17 protein-coding genes and 1 pseudogene are annotated in these 17,157 nt (G+C 66.9%); 12 read left to right on the forward strand and 6 right to left on the reverse strand.

Going from position 1 to position 17,157, the window contains the following annotated elements; translation table 11 throughout:
• Position 1: 1 nt before the first annotated feature.
• Entirely contained in the window at positions 2–1,447 is a 1,446-nt protein-coding gene (locus tag ACSVDM_RS04470; RefSeq protein ID WP_067641250.1) for a metallopeptidase, read from the reverse strand.
• 107 nt (positions 1,448–1,554) lie between these two features.
• Between ACSVDM_RS04470 and ACSVDM_RS04475 the strand changes: the two genes are divergently transcribed.
• The 6 genes from ACSVDM_RS04475 (at position 1,555) to ACSVDM_RS04500 (ending at position 8,558) form a co-directional block, all read left to right on the forward strand.
• Positions 1,555–4,092, forward strand: a complete 2,538-nt coding sequence (locus ACSVDM_RS04475; protein WP_439263022.1) for an FHA domain-containing protein — start codon at positions 1,555–1,557, stop codon at positions 4,090–4,092.
• Positions 4,093–4,165: 73 nt separating this feature from the next.
• Entirely contained in the window at positions 4,166–5,467 is a 1,302-nt protein-coding gene (locus tag ACSVDM_RS04480; RefSeq protein WP_439263024.1) for a hypothetical protein, read from the forward strand.
• A 180-nt stretch (positions 5,468–5,647) separates the two neighbouring features.
• Positions 5,648–6,091, forward strand: coding sequence for a 50S ribosomal protein L13 (gene rplM / locus ACSVDM_RS04485; protein ID WP_022567307.1), 444 nt, complete (start codon positions 5,648–5,650; stop codon positions 6,089–6,091).
• Entirely contained in the window at positions 6,088–6,609 is a 522-nt protein-coding gene (gene rpsI, locus ACSVDM_RS04490; protein WP_084457283.1) for a 30S ribosomal protein S9, read from the forward strand. Before rplM ends, rpsI begins: the two co-directional genes overlap by 4 nt.
• Before the next feature lie 139 nt (positions 6,610–6,748).
• Complete coding sequence (glmM, locus tag ACSVDM_RS04495; protein WP_439263027.1) at positions 6,749–8,086, forward strand: phosphoglucosamine mutase; 1,338 nt, start codon at positions 6,749–6,751, stop codon at positions 8,084–8,086.
• Positions 8,087–8,216: 130 nt separating this feature from the next.
• Positions 8,217–8,558 (forward strand): hypothetical protein, encoded by a 342-nt coding sequence (locus ACSVDM_RS04500; RefSeq protein ID WP_439263029.1) that lies wholly within the window; start codon positions 8,217–8,219, stop codon positions 8,556–8,558.
• On the opposite strand, the gene ACSVDM_RS04505 is transcribed toward ACSVDM_RS04500, so the two are convergent.
• The gene (locus tag ACSVDM_RS04505; protein ID WP_225281970.1) at positions 8,559–8,978 is read right to left on the reverse strand and encodes a hypothetical protein; all 420 of its coding nucleotides are present in this window, start codon (positions 8,976–8,978) and stop codon (positions 8,559–8,561) included.
• Positions 8,979–8,986: 8 nt separating this feature from the next.
• Entirely contained in the window at positions 8,987–10,573 is a 1,587-nt protein-coding gene (locus ACSVDM_RS04510; protein WP_439263251.1) for an ABC-F family ATP-binding cassette domain-containing protein, read from the reverse strand.
• A gap of 200 nt (positions 10,574–10,773) precedes the next feature.
• Between ACSVDM_RS04510 and ACSVDM_RS04515 the strand changes: the two genes are divergently transcribed.
• The 6 genes from ACSVDM_RS04515 (at position 10,774) to ACSVDM_RS04540 (ending at position 15,170) form a co-directional block, all read left to right on the forward strand.
• Positions 10,774–10,965, forward strand: a complete 192-nt coding sequence (locus tag ACSVDM_RS04515; protein WP_067490919.1) for a PspC domain-containing protein — start codon at positions 10,774–10,776, stop codon at positions 10,963–10,965.
• A gap of 91 nt (positions 10,966–11,056) precedes the next feature.
• On the forward strand, positions 11,057–11,365 hold the full coding sequence (locus ACSVDM_RS04520) for a DUF6802 family protein (protein WP_225281972.1): 309 nt from the start codon (positions 11,057–11,059) through the stop codon (positions 11,363–11,365).
• Positions 11,366–11,450: 85 nt separating this feature from the next.
• Positions 11,451–11,777 carry a hypothetical protein gene (locus ACSVDM_RS04525; RefSeq protein ID WP_439263031.1) on the forward strand — a complete coding sequence of 109 codons (327 nt, stop codon included), beginning with the start codon at positions 11,451–11,453 and terminating at the stop codon, positions 11,775–11,777.
• Between the two features lie 28 nt (positions 11,778–11,805).
• Complete coding sequence (locus ACSVDM_RS04530) at positions 11,806–13,503, forward strand: hypothetical protein (RefSeq protein ID WP_439263032.1); 1,698 nt, start codon at positions 11,806–11,808, stop codon at positions 13,501–13,503.
• A gap of 50 nt (positions 13,504–13,553) precedes the next feature.
• Complete coding sequence (locus ACSVDM_RS04535; protein ID WP_439263034.1) at positions 13,554–14,003, forward strand: hypothetical protein; 450 nt, start codon at positions 13,554–13,556, stop codon at positions 14,001–14,003.
• A 150-nt stretch (positions 14,004–14,153) separates the two neighbouring features.
• Entirely contained in the window at positions 14,154–15,170 is a 1,017-nt protein-coding gene (locus tag ACSVDM_RS04540) for a serine/threonine-protein kinase (protein WP_439263036.1), read from the forward strand.
• Between the two features lie 208 nt (positions 15,171–15,378).
• On the opposite strand, the gene ACSVDM_RS04545 is transcribed toward ACSVDM_RS04540, so the two are convergent.
• The 3 genes and pseudogenes from ACSVDM_RS04545 to ACSVDM_RS04555 all read right to left on the reverse strand — a co-directional run bounded on the left by ACSVDM_RS04545 (position 15,379) and on the right by ACSVDM_RS04555 (position 17,144).
• On the reverse strand, positions 15,379–15,795 hold the full coding sequence (locus tag ACSVDM_RS04545; RefSeq protein ID WP_439263038.1) for a hypothetical protein: 417 nt from the start codon (positions 15,793–15,795) through the stop codon (positions 15,379–15,381).
• A gap of 431 nt (positions 15,796–16,226) precedes the next feature.
• Positions 16,227–16,668 (reverse strand): annotated as a pseudogene (locus ACSVDM_RS04550) (serine/threonine-protein kinase); the annotation flags it as partial.
• Complete coding sequence (locus ACSVDM_RS04555; RefSeq protein ID WP_439263040.1) at positions 16,665–17,144, reverse strand: hypothetical protein; 480 nt, start codon at positions 17,142–17,144, stop codon at positions 16,665–16,667. The gene ACSVDM_RS04555 and the pseudogene ACSVDM_RS04550, both read right to left, overlap by 4 nt.
• Positions 17,145–17,157: the final 13 nt, after the last annotated feature.

Genomic DNA, 17,157 nt, shown 5'->3' on the forward strand with positions numbered 1-17,157 from the left:
GTCAGCTGTAGCGGGATTCGCAGGTTGTCGCGCCGTTGAGGACGCCCGCGCGGAAGGCGTCGACGCGGGAGAAGCCGCTGGGGACGGTGTTGCCTTCGGCGTCGCTGGCGGCGAGGCCGTCGGTGAGCAGGCCGGAGACCGCTTCGTCGAGGTCGCCCGCGGAGAGCTGGATGTCGCCCTGGCTGACCGGGCGGCCGGGCTCGGCGAGTTTGCCGGTGACCACTCCCGACAGGCAGGCCGCGCGCAGGCCCGTCTTCGCGCCGGTGAGCGCTTGGCCGTTGCTGCGCTGCACGGCGAGGGTGTAGCGGGAGATGAACAGGACGTAGCCGTTGTAGTCGCCGCTCACCTTCACCGGGAGCGGGCCGTCGTCGCTGTCGTCGGCGGAACCGCGTTCGGCCAGGCCGGGCACATCGGTGGCGATCACGTTCTTGGTGGGGCAGTAGGTGACCGGGTCGGTGACGGCGCCGTCGTCGCACTCCACCTGCGATCCCGAATAGTCGTAGGAGGGTGACTGCCGCACCGGCAGGATCGCCTGCAGGGCCTTGCTCAACTCGACCAGGTTGCTCTGGGTGATCGGGTACTCGCCGCGTCCCTGGTCGCCGGAGAAACTCTGCGGCAGATTGCCACGACGCGATTCGATCTCGTCCTCGTCGATGCCCTTGCAGCCGCGCGCACCGTCGGTGAAACCGATCTGCACCGCCGTGACCCGTTCGAACGCCGAACCGTGCACGCTCTCCGGATCGTCGGGGTCGGAATCGCGAATCGAAACCGTCGCGGCCAGCACGGAATTGAGGCCGTCGGAGGTGTTGATGGTGAAGTGCTTCGACTTGCCCTCGGCGACATGACGCATGAACGCACCCGCGAAACAGTCGGCCTGCTGTTCCTTCACCAGTACCGGGGTCTTCTTGGTGACCATCTTGGCCATGGTCTGGATGGCGTGCCCGTATTCGTGGGCGAGCACCATCACCACCGACATCGGGCCGAAGGTCTCGCTCATCGTCGGCAGCAGCATCGCGCGGTCCCAGCCGATGGAGTTGTCGCTGCGGCAGTAGGCGGCGTTCACCAGGTGGTAGGTGGTTTCCTTGCAGAACTCGACCGCCGAGTTGCGTGGGGCGCGCGCGTCCCACGAGATGAGGGTGGTGACCGGGTCGAACGTCTCACCACGGAACTCCGTGCCGAACACCGACTCCCAGTAGGTCTGGATGTCCTCGATGGCGTTGAGGGCGAGGGCGTCGACCTCGCCGCCGTCACCGTTGGACGCGGTGAGCGACGAATCCGCGACGCCGGGTCGTGGGCCGTTCGGGCCGCCGGTGGTCGGCAGACCGGCTACTCGGAAGGGGTCGTCGTAGATCGAGACCGCGCGGCCGTCGACCGCCCGTGTGCAGCCCACACTCAGCAGTGCGCATAGCACGGCGGTGATGGCAACGAGCACTTGGCCTTTCGGCATCGGTCCCCCTGGTCGGCCGGATACACGTGCAGGTCGGTCGCCGGATCGGGTGTGAAGCCGTCTCGGGGGCACCGCCGATGTCCGGGCGATGGCATAGTATCCGCTCCATGTCTTCACCGGGGGCGCAGACCATCACCGTGCGCCATGATGGAACCGAACGAGTCTTCGAAGCGAGCCAGCAGATCACCATGGGCCGTGCGCCCGAGGTCACCCTGTTCGTGGACAGTCCGCTGGTCTCGCGCGTGCACGCCACTCTGCGCTTCAGCAACGGCGCCTGGGTACTCGCCGACAACGGCAGTACCAACGGCGTTTTCGTCGACGCACGCAGGCTGAGTCAGCCGGTCTCGATCGACCGGCCGACCCAGGTGCGCCTGGGCGACGCGATCAGCGGGCCGTTGCTGCACCTCGTGCCCGCGGCGCCGGGGGCGGGATCGCGGCACGCGGCGACCATGGTCGCGCCGCCTTCGCAGCAGCAACCGCAGCACCGTCCGCCGCAGCGCCCGTCCTTCCAGCCACCGTCACATCCGACACCTCAACAGCAGCAGCCACCTGCCCGGCCGCAGTACGTGCCGACCTCGCAGCTGCCGTCGCAGCCGGTCGCGCCGCAGGACAACATCAATATGACCCGCCGCGCCGACTCCTCGATGCTGCCGCCGGTGCGCAAGGCGGCCTCGACCGAACCGGTGGCGCGCGGTGACCGCATCCCGCCCGGCGGCCTGAGCATCGGCCGTACCTCCGACAACCAGATCGTGGTGAACGACCCGCTGGCCTCGCGCAAGCACGCGCGGCTGGTTTCCTCGCCGGAGGGGCTGGTCGTCGAGGACCTCGGGTCGGCCAACGGCACCTTCGTCAACGGTCACCGCCAGCAGCGCACGGTGCTGCGCGAGCGGGACATCGTCACCATCGGCAACATCGACTTCGTCGTCGCGCAGGGTGCGCTGGTGCACCGGCAGAAGCCGGTCGCCGAACTGGGTCTCACGGTGCACGGGGTCGGGTTCACCGTCGAGGGCAACAAGCAGTTGCTCGTCGATGTGAACATGCAGGCCGGGCGTGGCACGCTGACCGCGCTGATCGGCCCCTCGGGCGCGGGCAAGTCGACGTTGTCGAAGCTGATCGCGGGCAATACCCAGCCCTCCGGCGGTGTGGTCACCTTCGAGGGCCGCAACCTGCACGCCGAATACGAGGCGCTGCGTTCGCGTATCGGCATGGTCCCGCAGGACGACGTGCTGCACCGTCAGCTCACCGTCCGCCAGGCCCTCGGTTTCGCCGCCGAGCTGCGGCTGCCGCCGGATACCACCAAGGCCGACCGTCAGCAGGTGATCGACGGTGTGCTGCAGGAGCTTTCGCTCACCCAGCACGCCGATACCCGGGTCGACCGGCTCTCCGGCGGTCAGCGCAAGCGCGCGTCGGTGGCGATGGAGCTGCTCACCGGTCCGTCGCTGCTGATCCTCGACGAGCCGACCTCGGGCCTCGATCCGGCGCTGGACCGGCAGGTCATGCAGATGCTGCGCGAACTGGCCGACGCCGGTCGCGTGGTCATCGTGGTCACCCACTCCGTGGCCTGCCTGGACATGTGTGACCAGGTGGTGCTGCTCGCGCCCGGCGGCAAGACCGCGTTCGCCGGCCACCCCGGTGGTGTCGGCGCGGCGATGGGTACCAGCGACTGGGCCGAGATCTTCGCCAATGTCGCGGCCAACCCGGACCAGGCCTTCGCGGCGTATCGGTCCAGGCAGGCCTATGTGCCGCCGCCACCGCCGCCTCAGCCGTTGCAGCGCGGCAATGCCGGTGCGCCGCCGCAGTCGAGCGGCATGCGGCAGTTCAGTACGTTGGCGCGCAGGCAGTTGCGGTTGATCTTCGCCGATCGCGGTTATCTGGTGTTCCTGGTGGTGTTGCCGTTCATCCTCGGTGCGTTGTCGCTGGTGGTGCCCGGTGAGAACGGATTCGCCGCGGGGCCGCTGGTCGCCCAGCCCGACGGGTCGTTCGCCAAGTCCGGTGGTAGCGAGACCCAGCAGCTGCTGGTGGTGCTCATCCTCGGCGCGTGCTTCATGGGTGCGACGCTGAGTGTGCGTGACCTGGTCGGTGAGCGGACGATCTTCCACCGCGAACGGGCGGTCGGGCTGTTGCCCTCGGCGTACCTGCTTGCCAAGATCGCGGTGTTCAGCGTGGTCGCGTTCCTGCAGTCCGCGGTGCTGATCGGCATCACCCTGCTCGGTAAGAACCCGCCCGGTGCCGGATCGCTGATTCCGAACGGCAGCATCGAGCTCTACATCGACATCGCCATGACGGCGGTCTGCTGTGTGGTGTTCGGTCTGCTGATGTCGAGCCTGGCCAAGTCCAACGAGCAGGTCATGCCGATGCTCGTGGTGATGATCATGGTGCAGCTCGTGATGGCCGGTGGTCTGATCCCGGTGACCGACCGCGTCGGACTCGAGCAGGTGTCGTACCTGTTCCCGGCCCGTTGGGGTTACGCGTCGGGCGCGTCGACCGTCGATCTGAAGAATCTGTTCTGGGGTGCGCAGGACGATTCGCTGTGGACGCATTCGGTCGGCATCTGGATCCTCGACATCGCCATGGTGCTCGTGATCACCGCCGCACTGGCGTTCCTCACCTGGACCCGCCTGCGGCTGAAGCGGTCGCAGGCATGATGATCGGGCAGGTCAACGTCGTTTCGGCGGACACACTGCGCGTGTCGAGCGCCGACCGGGCACACTTGAGCCTGTGACCGTTCGAGTTGGCGCCCTGCATCTGGGGTGGGATGTGGTGTCTGTCGCCGCGGGTGGCGGTGAGACCCCCATCCGCCCGGTTCAGGTGGAGGGCACCTACACCCCGCCCGCCTACCTGCTCGCCGACGCCGCGGGCAGGTTGCACACCGCCGGTGTCGACCGGCAGCGACCCGATCTGGGGATGGCGATCGCCGACGTGCGCGACATCCTCGGGCACCCGCAGATCGTGATCGCCGGCGCCACCTGGCCCGCCGAACTGGTGTTCCGGGCCAGGCTCTACAACCCGCTGGCCGCCGTCGGCAAGTATCTGCGCGGAAAGCCGCAGCTGGTGGCGTTGCCGTATCCGGACAGCTGGCCGGAGGAGAAGGTCGAGGTCTACGCCGGACTGGTCGAACAGCTCGACGTGGTCGTCGAACCGCTACCGGAGAGCGTCGCGCTGTCGGGATACCTGCGCGCGCTCGGCCTGGTCTCGCCGCCGAGCGAGCGGCACCACACCGGCATCGGCGCCACCGGCATCTACTCCGACGGCCGCACGCTGCTGGTCGTCGCGGTGCACGGCGACGACGAGCAGCCGACCGAATCGGTGGAGGTCTCGGTGAACCCGGAGGCGCTGCGCGACGCGCGCACCGCCGACAACGTGGTAATCGAGGCGATGGCCGCGGCCCGTTCCATCGGCGCCGACACCTCGACGGTGCTGCTCGCGGGCAACGTCTGCTTCAACGACGCGCTGCGCCTGGCCTTCCAGAACCACCTCGGACAGCGGCTGCAGGTGGCCGATCACCCGATGCACGCACTGGTGCTCGGCGCCGCGCATCTGCTGGTCACCGAGCCGTTCGACGAGGACGACTACCCCGAACCGCAGCATCCCGGGCAGGCCTATGCCGCCCAGGTCGGCTGGGGTGCGCCGCCTGCCGCGCCGCCCGCCGCCCAGCCACCGGGGCCCGCCGGTTTCGTGGCCGGACCGCCCGCCCAGTCCGGTGGGCGGCACGCGCTCGACGACGAAGCCGACCAGCGCGGAAAGCTCCTCGGCAAGGTCAAGAAGGGATTCTTCGGCGCACCCGCCGTGCTCGGCGCGCTGGCACTCGCCGCCACCGGCTGGCAGACCGACACCACCCTCGCGACCGACGCCTCGGACTGCGCGTTCACCCCGTACGTCAACACCACGCCGCCCGACGGCATCGCGACCGCGGACGGCAGCGTCGTCGACGGATGCGCCACCCCCGGCATCGACAACCTGCGCTATCTGATCCCCGGCCCGGCGCGCACCACCGACCCGGGCCCGCCGGTGGTCATCTAGTCCGATTGTGGGGGCGTCATACCCGGCTGGTATCGTTGGCCGCTGGCGTGTGGAACGTCGACCCGTTCGCGGTTCGGTGTCTCCGCGATGTCCCGGGTCTCCACCGGCCGCCGGGACAAATCTCGACTCCGGGATCCATAACAGTTGGCCGGCAACACCGACGACAGACAGGGAACGACTGTGCCTACGTACAGCCCCAAGGCAGGTGACGTCACCCGCAAGTGGTACGTCATCGACGCCACTGACGTAGTCCTCGGCCGTCTCGCCGTGCAGGCCGCTGGCCTGCTGCGCGGCAAGGGCAAGCCGACCTACGCACCCCACGTCGATGGTGGCGACTTCGTCATCATCATCAACGCGGACAAGGTTGCCATCTCCGGCAACAAGAAGCAGGACAAGCTGATCCACCACCACAGCGGACACCCGGGCGGCCTCAAGTCGCGCACTGTCGGCGAGGTGTTGGCGACCCGTCCCGATCGTCTCGTGGAGAAGGCCGTCAAGGGCATGATCCCGAAGAACAAGCTGGGTAACGCGATCGCGGGCAAGCTGAAGGTCTACGCAGGCCCGAACCACCCCCACGCCGCGCAGCAGCCGGTTCCGTTCGAGATCAAGCAGGTGGCCCAGTGACCGCTCCTGAAGAGTTCACCCCCGAAGAGTTCGACGCGGTCGACGAGACCGTGGTCGAGGTCGTCGAAGACGGCGAAGGCTACGACGAGGGCGAGGCCGTCTACGAGGCGTCCTACGAGCCGATCGTGATCGATCGTCCCGTGCAGACCGTCGGCCGCCGTAAGGAAGCCGTCGTCCGCGTGCGACTGGTTCCCGGCTCCGGCAACTTCACCCTCAACGGCCGCACCATCGAGGATTACTTCCCGAACAAGGTGCACCAGCAGCTGGTGAAGTCCCCGCTGGTGACCGTCGAGCGGACCGAGTCCTTCGACATCGTCGCCCTGCTCCACGGCGGCGGCCCCTCGGGTCAGGCAGGCGCCCTGCGTCTGGCCATCGCCCGCGCGCTGATCGAGGTCACCCCCGAGGATCGCCCCGCGCTCAAGCGTGCCGGCTTCCTGACTCGTGACCCGCGTGCCACCGAGCGCAAGAAGTACGGCCTCAAGAAGGCCCGTAAGGCGCCTCAGTACTCGAAGCGCTGATTTCGGCACTGCCGACCACCGTCTTCGCCTACCTTGGCTGAGGCGGTACGGTCTGCGGAGCACGTGTGCGAGAGCAGGCTTCCAGCACGGCTGGTCGCCTGCTCTCGTGCTGTATATGGACCACCTACAAGGGGCAGGTATGGGACGGCTTTTCGGTACGGACGGCGTTCGTGGGCTCGCCAACGAGTCTTTGAGCCCGGAGCTGGCGATGCGGGTCGCCGGTGCGGCGGCGCAGGTACTCAGCCGGGGCAAGAAGCGTCCGGTCGCGGTTCTCGGCCGTGATCCGCGGGCCAGCGGCGAGATGCTCGAGGCCGCGGTGACCGCGGGCCTGACCGCCACCGGTGTCGACGTGCTGTCCGTCGGTGTGCTGCCAACCCCGGCCGTTGCCTACCTCACCGGCCTCTACGACGCGTGCTTCGGCGTGATGATCTCCGCCTCGCACAACCCCATGCCCGACAACGGCATCAAGATCTTCGCGGCGGGCGGGCACAAGCTCGACGACGCCGTGGAACAGCGGATCGAAGCCCTGATCGCCGACGGCACCACCGTGCGCCCGACCGGCGCGGGCATCGGCCGGGTGCGCGGCGACTACACCGTCGAGGGCACCCACGAACGCTATGTCGAGCATCTGCTCGAATCGACCGGGGAGAACCTGTCCGGGCTCACCGTCGTGGTCGACTGCGCGCACGGCGCGGCCGCCGAGGTGGCGCCGCAGGTGTACCGGGAGGCGGGCGCGACGGTGATCGCGATCAACGCCGAACCCAACGGTCTCAACATCAACGACGGCTGCGGTTCCACCCACCTGGACGCGGTCCGCGCCGCGGTGCTCGCCAACGGCGCCGATCTCGGTGTCGCGCTCGACGGCGACGCCGACCGGTGCCTCGCGGTCGACGCCGCCGGCGAGGTGGTCGACGGCGACAAGATCATGGCGGTACTCGCGCTGGCCATGCGGGAGTCGGGCGAACTGGTCGAGGACACCCTGGTGGCCACGGTGATGAGCAACCTCGGTCTGCATATCGCCATGCGCGAGGCCGGTATTCGCGTGCTCACCGCCGCTGTCGGTGACCGCTACGTGCTCGAGGAACTGCGTCGCGGCGGGTTCAGTCTCGGTGGCGAACAGTCGGGTCACGTGGTCTTCCCGCGCTACGGCACCACCGGTGACGGAGTGCTCACCGGGCTGCGGTTGATGGCGCGGATGGCGCAGACCGGTCGCGGGCTCGGGGACCTGGCGTCGGTGATGAGCACCGTGCCGCAGGTGCTGGTGAACGTGAAGGTGTCGGACAAGGCCGCGGTCGCCGCCGCCCCCGAGGTGCGCGACGCGGTGGCCGAGGCGGAGCGCATGCTCGGCGAGTCGGGCCGGGTGTTGTTGCGGCCCAGCGGCACCGAGCAGCTGGTTCGGGTGATGGTCGAGGCCACCGATCCGGCGCAGGCGCGTCAGCTGGCCGACGACCTGGCCAAGCAGGTCGCCGCCGTCTGATCGGCTGGCGTGCCGTCGCCGCTGCCTCTACTATCGGCGTACGCCGTAAGGACCTGTGTGCCCGTGGCGCGTGTGCTTGCTCGGCGCACCGGAGAGTTTGGCGCGCAGCACGATTCGAAGGGGGCCGATCATGGCGCCGCTGCCTGCCCGCAACTACCAGGATCAGTACTACGAGTACGGCGAGCCACACCGCTGCGGCGGGGCGTGTGGACGGCCGGGGTGTCGTGAAGTGCCGCAGGGGTATTCGCCGACGGTGCCGATCCGCGACGAAGGATACGGTCAGCGCATCGAGGCCGAGTCGTCGCGCAGCGGCGCGGTGGCGGTGCCACGGCCCTCGCCGCGCTCACGGTCGCTGATCGTGGTTGTCGCGATCCTGCTCGCCACCCTCGTCGCCGGGTTGGTCGGGATCAAGTTCGGGTCCGATATCGACCTGTTCGGCGCGGCGGAAACCGCTGTGGTCCAACTGATCTGATCAGAACTGGCCGGCGATGAAACCGGTGAACAGCACGAGGAAGCCACCGACCTCACCCACGATCAGCCCGTACATCGACAGTTTCAGCGCGCCGGAGATCTCCCCGGCGAACTGGTCGGTGGTGTCGCGGCGCAGGCCGTGCATCACGTAACTGGCGATCGCCCCGGCGAAGAACGCGAGAACCACCAGGTCGGCGGCCAGATTCACGAGCGTCGGCCAGGCGCTGAGCTCGGTGAACACGGCAAGCACCAGGCCCGCGAAGGAATACATCAGGGCCGCGCGGTGCGCGATGTCGACGTAGACGTGCGCGGCGCCGTCGACCCGGATGCCGCGATACTTCCAGATCCCGAGCAGCAGGGCGCTCAGGAAGATCAGACCGGTGACGAGCAGCGTGACGCGGGTGTCGATACCTAATGCCATGGGGTGTCCTATTTCTCGGTGAGCAGCCCGGCGGCCATGTGCCAACGGCGGGTCGCTCGCACAGAATCCAGCATGCGGCGGTCGTGCGTCACCAGAATCAGGGTGCCCGTGAAGGATTCGACCGCCTGCTCGAGCTGTTCGATGGCGGGCAGGTCGAGGTGATTGGTCGGTTCATCCAGGACCAGCAGGTTCACCCCGCGCGCCTGGAGCAGGGCCAGGGCCGCGCGGGTGCGTTCACCCGGTGAGAGCGTGTCGCACGCCCGGATCACGTGCGGACCACGCAGCCCGAACTTGGCCAGCAGCGTGCGGACATCGGCGTCGGGCCAATCCGGCATGGCCGCGCCGAAGGTGTCGACCAGCCGCTCGCTGCCGCGGAACAGCCCACGCGCCTGGTCCACCTCACCGATGGCGACACCGGAACCCAGAGCGGCAGAACCGGAATCGGGAGCGATCTTGCCGAGCAGCAGCCCGAGCAGGGTGGACTTGCCCGAACCGTTGGCGCCGGTGAGCACGATCCGGTCCGCCCAGTCGATCTGGGTGGTGACCGGTCCGAGCGTGAACTCGCCACGGGTGACCGTCGCATTGTTGGCGGTGGCAACCACCGCACCACTGCGCGGGGCGGTGGCGATCTCCATCCGCAGCTCCCACTCCTTGCGCGGTTCCTCGACCACCTCGAGCCGTTCGATGCGGCGCTGCGTCTGCCGGGCCTTCGCCGACTGCTTCTCGGTGGACTCGGCGCGCGTTTTGCGGCCCATCTTGTCCGAGTCGTTCTTGCCTTTGCGCCGGGCGTTGCGCACACCGTGCTCGAGCCAGTTGCGCTGCATCTGGGCGCGTGCCTCCAAACCCGCTTTGGTGTCGGCGAATTCGTCGAACTGCTCGCGAGCGTGTTTGCGGGCGATCTCGCGCTCGGTGAGATACGCCTCGTAACCACCGTCGTACATGCCGTACTGCTGCTGGGCCAGGTCCAGTTCCAGCACACGATTCACGGTGCGCGCCAAGAACTCCCGGTCGTGACTGATCACCATCAGCGGCACCCGCACGCCGGTGACGAAACGTTCCAGTCTTTCCAGGCCGTCGAGGTCGAGATCGTTGGTCGGTTCGTCGAGCAGTAGAATGTCGAAGCGCGACAACAACACCGACGCCAGTCCGGCACGCGCCGCCTGGCCACCCGACAGGCCCGTCATCGGGGTGTCGAGGCCGCCGGCCAGACCATCGATGAGGCCGAGTTCGGCCGCCACCTCCTCGGCCCGCTGCTCGAGGTCGGCGCCGCCGAGGGCCAGCCAGTGTTCCAGTGCGGGGGAGTAGTCGTCGTCACCGCCCTCGCCGAGTCGCTCGGCCGCGGCGTCCATCACCCGCTGCGCCTGCGCCACTCCCGTTCGGCGGGAGAGGAATTCGAGCACGGTCTCACCCTCGATGCGCTCGGGTTCCTGCGCCAGGTAGCCGACGGTGGCGTCCGGGGGGCTCAAGGTGATCGTCCCGTCGCCCGCGTCGTGCTCGGCCAGCATCCGCAGCAGCGTCGACTTGCCCGCGCCGTTCACGCCGACCAGCCCGATCACATCGCCCGGGGCGAGGGTGAAATCGAGGTCGGCGAACAGGGTCCGTTCGGCGTGTCCCGCGGACAGGCCGCTGGCGTGCAATGTCGTGCTCACCGCTCGAGTCTGCCCGATCTCAGGGTGTGACCCTGAGATGGGGTAGCCCGAAATCAGGGTGCGGATGGGTCCGTCGACCGATGCCGGGGAGTGGCACCCGACGGCACTGTGGAGTCATCACCGCTCGACCAGGAAGGCACACCATCATGACTGCCCCCACCCGCCGCTTCACCCGCTCGACCAGCGACAAATGGATCGCAGGCGTCTGCGGCGGCATCGCCGACTACTTCGGGTGGAGCCCGAGCGTCGTCCGCCTCGCCTTCGTCGCCTCCTGCCTGCTGCCAGGACCCCAGTTCCTGCTCTACCTGATCCTGTGGCTGATCATGCCCAAGAAATAACACCCGACGTGGCCGTGAGCCGCTCGCGGATGACAGGATGGTGGAGTTCCGCCGCGCCGTCATACGCGAGTTTCCCGTTTGAGGAGGAGCCATGGTCACCTCGGGCGACATCCCCGGCTTCGGCCTACCCGACATCGACGCGCACACACCCCTCGACAGCCTCGGCCCCGTCGAACTCAACTCCCCCTCCCAAGACCTCGACGCCGACGGCGTAGCCGACTCCCTCACCCACACCGACCCCAACTCCACCACCATCTGGTCCGACTACGACGAAGACGGCCTCGCCGACCACGTGACGGTGATCGAGGAGGACGGGGACTATGCGGCGTGGGAGTACCACCGGCATCCGGATGGGACTTCGGAGTGGAGGAAGACGGATCAGGGGAATCTGGGAAAGTAGATTTTCGCGGGAACCAGCGGATGGGTTCGCGCGTCGAAGTAGGTAGGGCGTCATCCGGGCGCCGTGTGTTGGGGAGGCGGGGGAGATGGGTACACAGGTTTCCGGCGGTGTCGTCGTCGACAAGACGGCGATGGACAAATCGGTCAGCAGTCTGAGGGCCACCGTGACCGAAGTGCGCACGGCGGCAAAGAATGTCGCGAACAACGACTGGGGCGACGGCACCGAGGCGGGTCGTGCCTACGCCGCTCAGGGGGTCCGGATCTCACAAGGTATCGACCGGGCTGTCACCTGGCTCAGGGTGTGGACGACTTCGGTCGAAGCCACCGCCGATGCAATCGGCAAGGCCACGGTGGAATACGCCGAGGTGGACAAGAACACTGCGCGCGCCCTCGATCAGGCAGCAGCGAAGTGAGCGCTGACGTCCGGCGGGAGGTTCTGCGATGACCAAGACCGTTGATCAAATTCTCGACGACGGCGCGAAGGGGCTCCTCTATTTCGAGCAGCTGTTGCCGCTGTACCAGGAGGCATTCGGCACAGACCTCGGTTGGCCGCTGCTGAAGATTCAGGCGACCTATGACCAAGAGCGCGAAATGAATCTCGCCAAGATGCAAGCGTCTGCCGATGCTCTGAAAGCGATGATCACTGTTGCCGACACACAGCGAGGTGTGCAGCAGACCACGGCGAACAGTTTGGGGGCGAGCTGGCAGGGGGCGGCCGCAGAGGCCGGCATAGGGCGGCTGCGTGAGATCGTCGGGTTCGCGGAACAAGATCGCAACCCGGTGCAGACCCTTGCGAACGCGATGTCGGATGCCGTGCCGATCCTTCGGCAGGTCGTGGAGCAGAAGGCGACGACTGTTCTGCAGATTGCGGCCGGATACCGTGAACGAGGCGGGCAGACGGTGATCACGGTCAAAGAAATGCCCGCAGACGATATCCGGCGGATCATCGACGCCAGCAAGACCGGCGACATCACGGATATGTTGCTGAATACCTTGACCGACCTCGACGGCATCGAAAATCGGACCGACGATGTCAAACGACATTCCGATGAGTGGAAGCAGGCGGTCAGGGAGACCTGCAAGGAGTGGCTGGACGAGGTCTTCAAGCAGGCCTACAGCGACAAACTCGATGTGTTCAGAGCCCAGTGCAACGTTGCGCAAACCGGCATCGAGGGCAAATACAACTACCTCCAGGCGCTTGCCGACGCGATCCAGGAGCGTGCTTATCCGTCGGTCGCGGGGGTTGCCGCGGCACCGGTCGAGGAGCCATCCAAGGGCGACCAGTCCGGAGCCAAAGGAAACCAGAACTCGGACGGTAGTTCCGCCGGTGCCGCCACAGGCAGCCAGAACTCGGACGACCAAACCAGTGCCGCGGGCACGCAAAAGGGCGACACCTCGTCGCCGGTCAAGACCACGACGCAGGACACCGACGACGACTCCGACGACGACAGTTCCGATACCAGCACCGCGCTGAGTACTCTCGCCACCACGCTCAGCGAACTCGGCACGACGGTGTCGAGCGCACTGACCGGAGATCTCGGGAGTTCGCTGACTTCTGCGGTCGAATCGGTCGGTACTTCCATCAGTGATGGCATCGAGCAGATGACGGAGCAGGCGAGCACTCTGCTATCGGGAGAGCACGAGGCGTCGTTCCAGTTGGGCGATACGAAGGTGACAATCCAGGCGGGTGCGGAAGGCTTGTCGCTGACGACGACAGGCGCCGACGGTCAAACGACCGAGTACCGGCTGACCTTGGACGAGAACGGAACTCCCGTGGTCACCACGGAGTCCGGTTCGGACGGCTCGACCGGCGACCAGGGCGACCCGGGTGTACTCGGCACGGGGACACCGGAATCCGGGACAGGGCACGGCACGGCGGACCTCGAAGATGCGGGGACCGGAGCGGGAGGCGCTGCGGATGCCACCACGTCTGAAACTCCCGACCTGACGAATGCGCCGGTGACCAGCGAAGTCGGTGCGGGAGATCCCTCCTCGGGTTCGGTAGCCGGTGGCATTCCGGTCGGTCCGCGGTCCCAGCAACAGGAGACCGACGGTGAACACACCCCAAGTGTCGAGGACCACCAGGCGAGCAATCCGGGTGACAGTGGTGCCGTCCTGGCCGAGGCGGGTCCACTGTGAGCAGGACCAGAGCTGGCGGATCGCGCCGGACGCCAGGAGAATGACCCATCGTGGACTACGCGGCGGAGTTCGAGCAGATCGCGGCCGAGACCCTTCGGCGCTCGGTCATGCTGCGAGAGGAACTCGATGAGATCGACCGGCAGACGGCAATTCGCGCACAGCAGGTAGCCGCCAATGCGACCCGACGCTTCGATGACGTGGTCGAGTTGCTTGCACAGGAGGCAACCGAAGCCGAAGTTGCTGAGCCACAGCCCGATCCACATGTGGTGCAGGAGGAGCGCATCCAGCCCTTCCCCCGCGCTGTGGCCCCACCGCCGCCTCCGGTCTTCCCCACAGAGCCCGACCCGACCCTGACTCCTGAGCAGCAGCGCCAGGCCGAGATCCGCGCCGCCGTGGCGCGAGCGCGGGCGGCGAGGGAAGCGCGCTCGGTCGTTGCCCCCTCCGATAATGACTACGACTCTGAATCGGAGTACTACCGGCGCTCGACTTGGCTGGACTGATCGTCTGCATATTGTGATGATTCGCGTTGGCATGGCCGGTGCGTGGGTACGGGACGGGGCCGACTGTGGACCGCTGACGAGGGGAACGACTTGATAGGCGCCGGGTCTGTCGCAGGATACGAGTTCGAGCGCCTGCTCGGGCGCGGTGGAATGGGCGCTGTCTATTTGGCGCGGCACCCGAGGTTGCCGCGCTCGGTCGCCGTCAAGGTGCTCGACGAGCAGATGTTCGGTGATGCGGAGGCGCGGGCACGGTTCGAGCGCGAAGCGGATCTTGCTGCGCGCCTGGATCATCCGAATATCGTCACTGTCTATGACCGGGGTATCGACGGAAATCGGCCCTGGATCTCGATGCAGTACGTGCCGGGGACCGATGCAGCAGCAACTGGGGTTCTCGAGCCTCAACGTGCTGTACGGATCGTGTCCGAGGTCGCCGAGGCGTTGGACTTCGCACACAGTCGAGGTGTGCTGCACCGGGATATCAAGCCCGCCAATGTGCTGCTCGGGGCGACGGAGTCGAGTCGACCTGAGCGTGTGTTGCTGGCCGATTTCGGCATCGCCCGTTTGCACTTCGATCAGAATCCGCTCACGCAAACCGGAACCTTCACCGCCACATTGGCTTACGCCGCGCCGGAACAACTGGCCGGATTGGCCGTCGGTCCACAATGCGACCAGTACTCGCTCGCCTGCACCCTCTTCGTGCTGCTCACGGGCGCTCCTCCGTTTGCGGCAAACAACCCGGTTTCGGTGATCCAGTCCCACATGTCAGCTGATCCGCCAGCGATCACGTCGCAGCGCCCGGACCTACCTGCAGGGCTCGACCAGGTGATTCGCCGCGCGATGGCCAAGCGGCCGGACGACCGATTCGGGTCGTGTGGTGAATTCGCCAGGGCAGTGCGTTCGGCGTTCGAGCCAGTCGGGGCCGCAGCGGCCCTCGGAACGTCGACTGCGTCGCGGCGAGTAGCCGTCACCATGGTCAGCCCTGCACCGGTACCCGCGTCCGAGCCGGACCTGGGAAACGTGCAGCCCAGGGCGCCGAGAATTCGGCGGCACCGCACCGAACAGCGCCCATCGAGTCGGCAGGTGTGGCGGCAACGAGCCGAGAGCGTGGGCGTTGTCCTGGCACTGGCCTGGATCGTTGCACTGATATTGCTGGTCGTCCTGACGTGATCGACGGCAGGTCGATGAAGTAGAGCCGGTGACCACAGTTCCAGCCCGACGGGCCGTCCGGCTGCAACCACGTCAGCTCCTCATACTGTTCTACATGACCAGTGAACTCTCGGTCTGCGTGTACATCACCAGGACGGACATGGCGACCACTGCCAGGATGCTGCCGAAAGTCCACATCAACGGTGGAGTGCCCTTCGCGCGGATCGTATTAGACGGGACCCGGGCGATCAGCAATACGACGGCGAGCAATATGAATGGCAGCATCTAGATTCCACCAAATCTGCTCGCTCGACCTGTAGATCAGCTCGATCGCTCCGATCAGGACCAAGGGGACGCCGACGAGTGTCATCGCCACCGGCCAGTCCGGACTGGCCGACGTCCTTGCGGTGAAGATGGCGGCCAGAGCCTGACCCATGACAATCGCAGCGGCGATGATAATCGTGCTGCTTGCCGCCGACTTCAACAATGTCTGGTCGTCCATCGCCATAGTGAGCGGACTACCTATCAGGCAAATTGCCAAGCCGACCGCGCAGACGATGCGACGATCGGCGAGGTGGCCCAGTCGGGATGCGAGACCCAGCGGGATCAACACCATCGAGAGGAATGCTCCGGCGACGATAATCATCGGGTACTGAGCAATCCATGAGTCCAACCCTCTGGTACTGACAACGAGCGCGATGAACGCGCACCACAACCCGAACAGGAGTGGGGCCTGGCCGGTCCGTGGCATCGGCGGCGTTCTCTGAGGAGATCGGGGCTGAGGAGGGAAGTTTCCGGGCGTAACGACGGTCGCGGCGTTCGCCAGCATCGCAGGCGTCCACGTGGGTGCCGCCGACGGACCACCTACCGGCGCAACGAGATCGGTGCTCACGGCGTGGACAGCCGCCTGTGCGAATTCGGTGCAGGAATCGAATCGATGACTCGGGTTCTTCGCCATGGCACGCGCAACGACCATGTCCAGTCCGGGCGGCAAGCCCGGGCGTCGTTCCGAAACAGCGGGTGGTGGAGCGGACATATGGGCACCGATGACTGCGACCGGATTGGTCGCTGTGAACGGAGGATATTGGCGGGTTTCACGTCGCGATGCAGGATGCCTCGACCGTGCGCGAAATCCAGGGCGGCCGCGACATCGCTGATGATCCGAATGGCCCGCGCGGGATCGACCGTGCCCGGTGCGCCCGCGTCGCAGCCGGCAACATACTGCATGGCGATCCAGAGGTTGTTCCCTCTAGTCCACGATCCTGCACCGAGACGATGTTCGGGTGTTCGAGTTGCGCGACCAGATCGGCTTCTCTCTCGAATCGTTGCCGAATTTCCCTGTCGCCCAGCAGATCCGAATTCAGGATCTTGAGCGCTACCGCATCCGCGGCAGGCTCGGGTGCCTGGCGAGATACACGGTGCCCATCCCGCCTCGCCCGAGGACCCGCTCGATCCCGTACCCCGCGAAGGTTCCCGACGTCCCCCAGGTGTCCACTTCTATCCTTCTCTGTACGTTCATCCGAGCCAATTACGACCGCGGAAATACTCGCTTTCCTGGTCGTAGCCGTCGTAGTCGACGGGTTCGACGACCTCGGCCGCTCGCCGTGCGGCGGCGGAACGGGCGATTGCTTCGCGGGCTTCGCGCAATTCGGCTTCGCGGCGAGCGGACTCGTTGTCCAGGGGCGGAGATTCGGGTGTGTACGCAGTCGGCTCGGCGGCGCCGATATGTTGCACGGGTTGGGGCACCGCGCGAGTGCCGTCGTCAACCGGTGTCGACTGATGCGAACTGTTGGCCGGCATCGCCGCCCATCGAATTTGTTCTGCCTCGCCGCGGGCGGTCTCGTCGTTGATGGGCAATGCAGGCTGGGGGACAGCTTCCTTCGCTGCGGAGGTTTGCTCTGCGACCCGTTGCTCCTCGGCTCGGGCGGCGGCGAGCAGCATGTCCCCGGTGGCTTGCAAGCGGGCACGCTCGTCGTCGAATTCTGCTCGGAGCATGCGGACACGGCGG

Origin of the sequence: Nocardia sp. JW2, from assembly GCF_051843015.1 — a bacterium.
Taxonomy (GTDB): domain Bacteria; phylum Actinomycetota; class Actinomycetes; order Mycobacteriales; family Mycobacteriaceae; genus Nocardia; species Nocardia coubleae.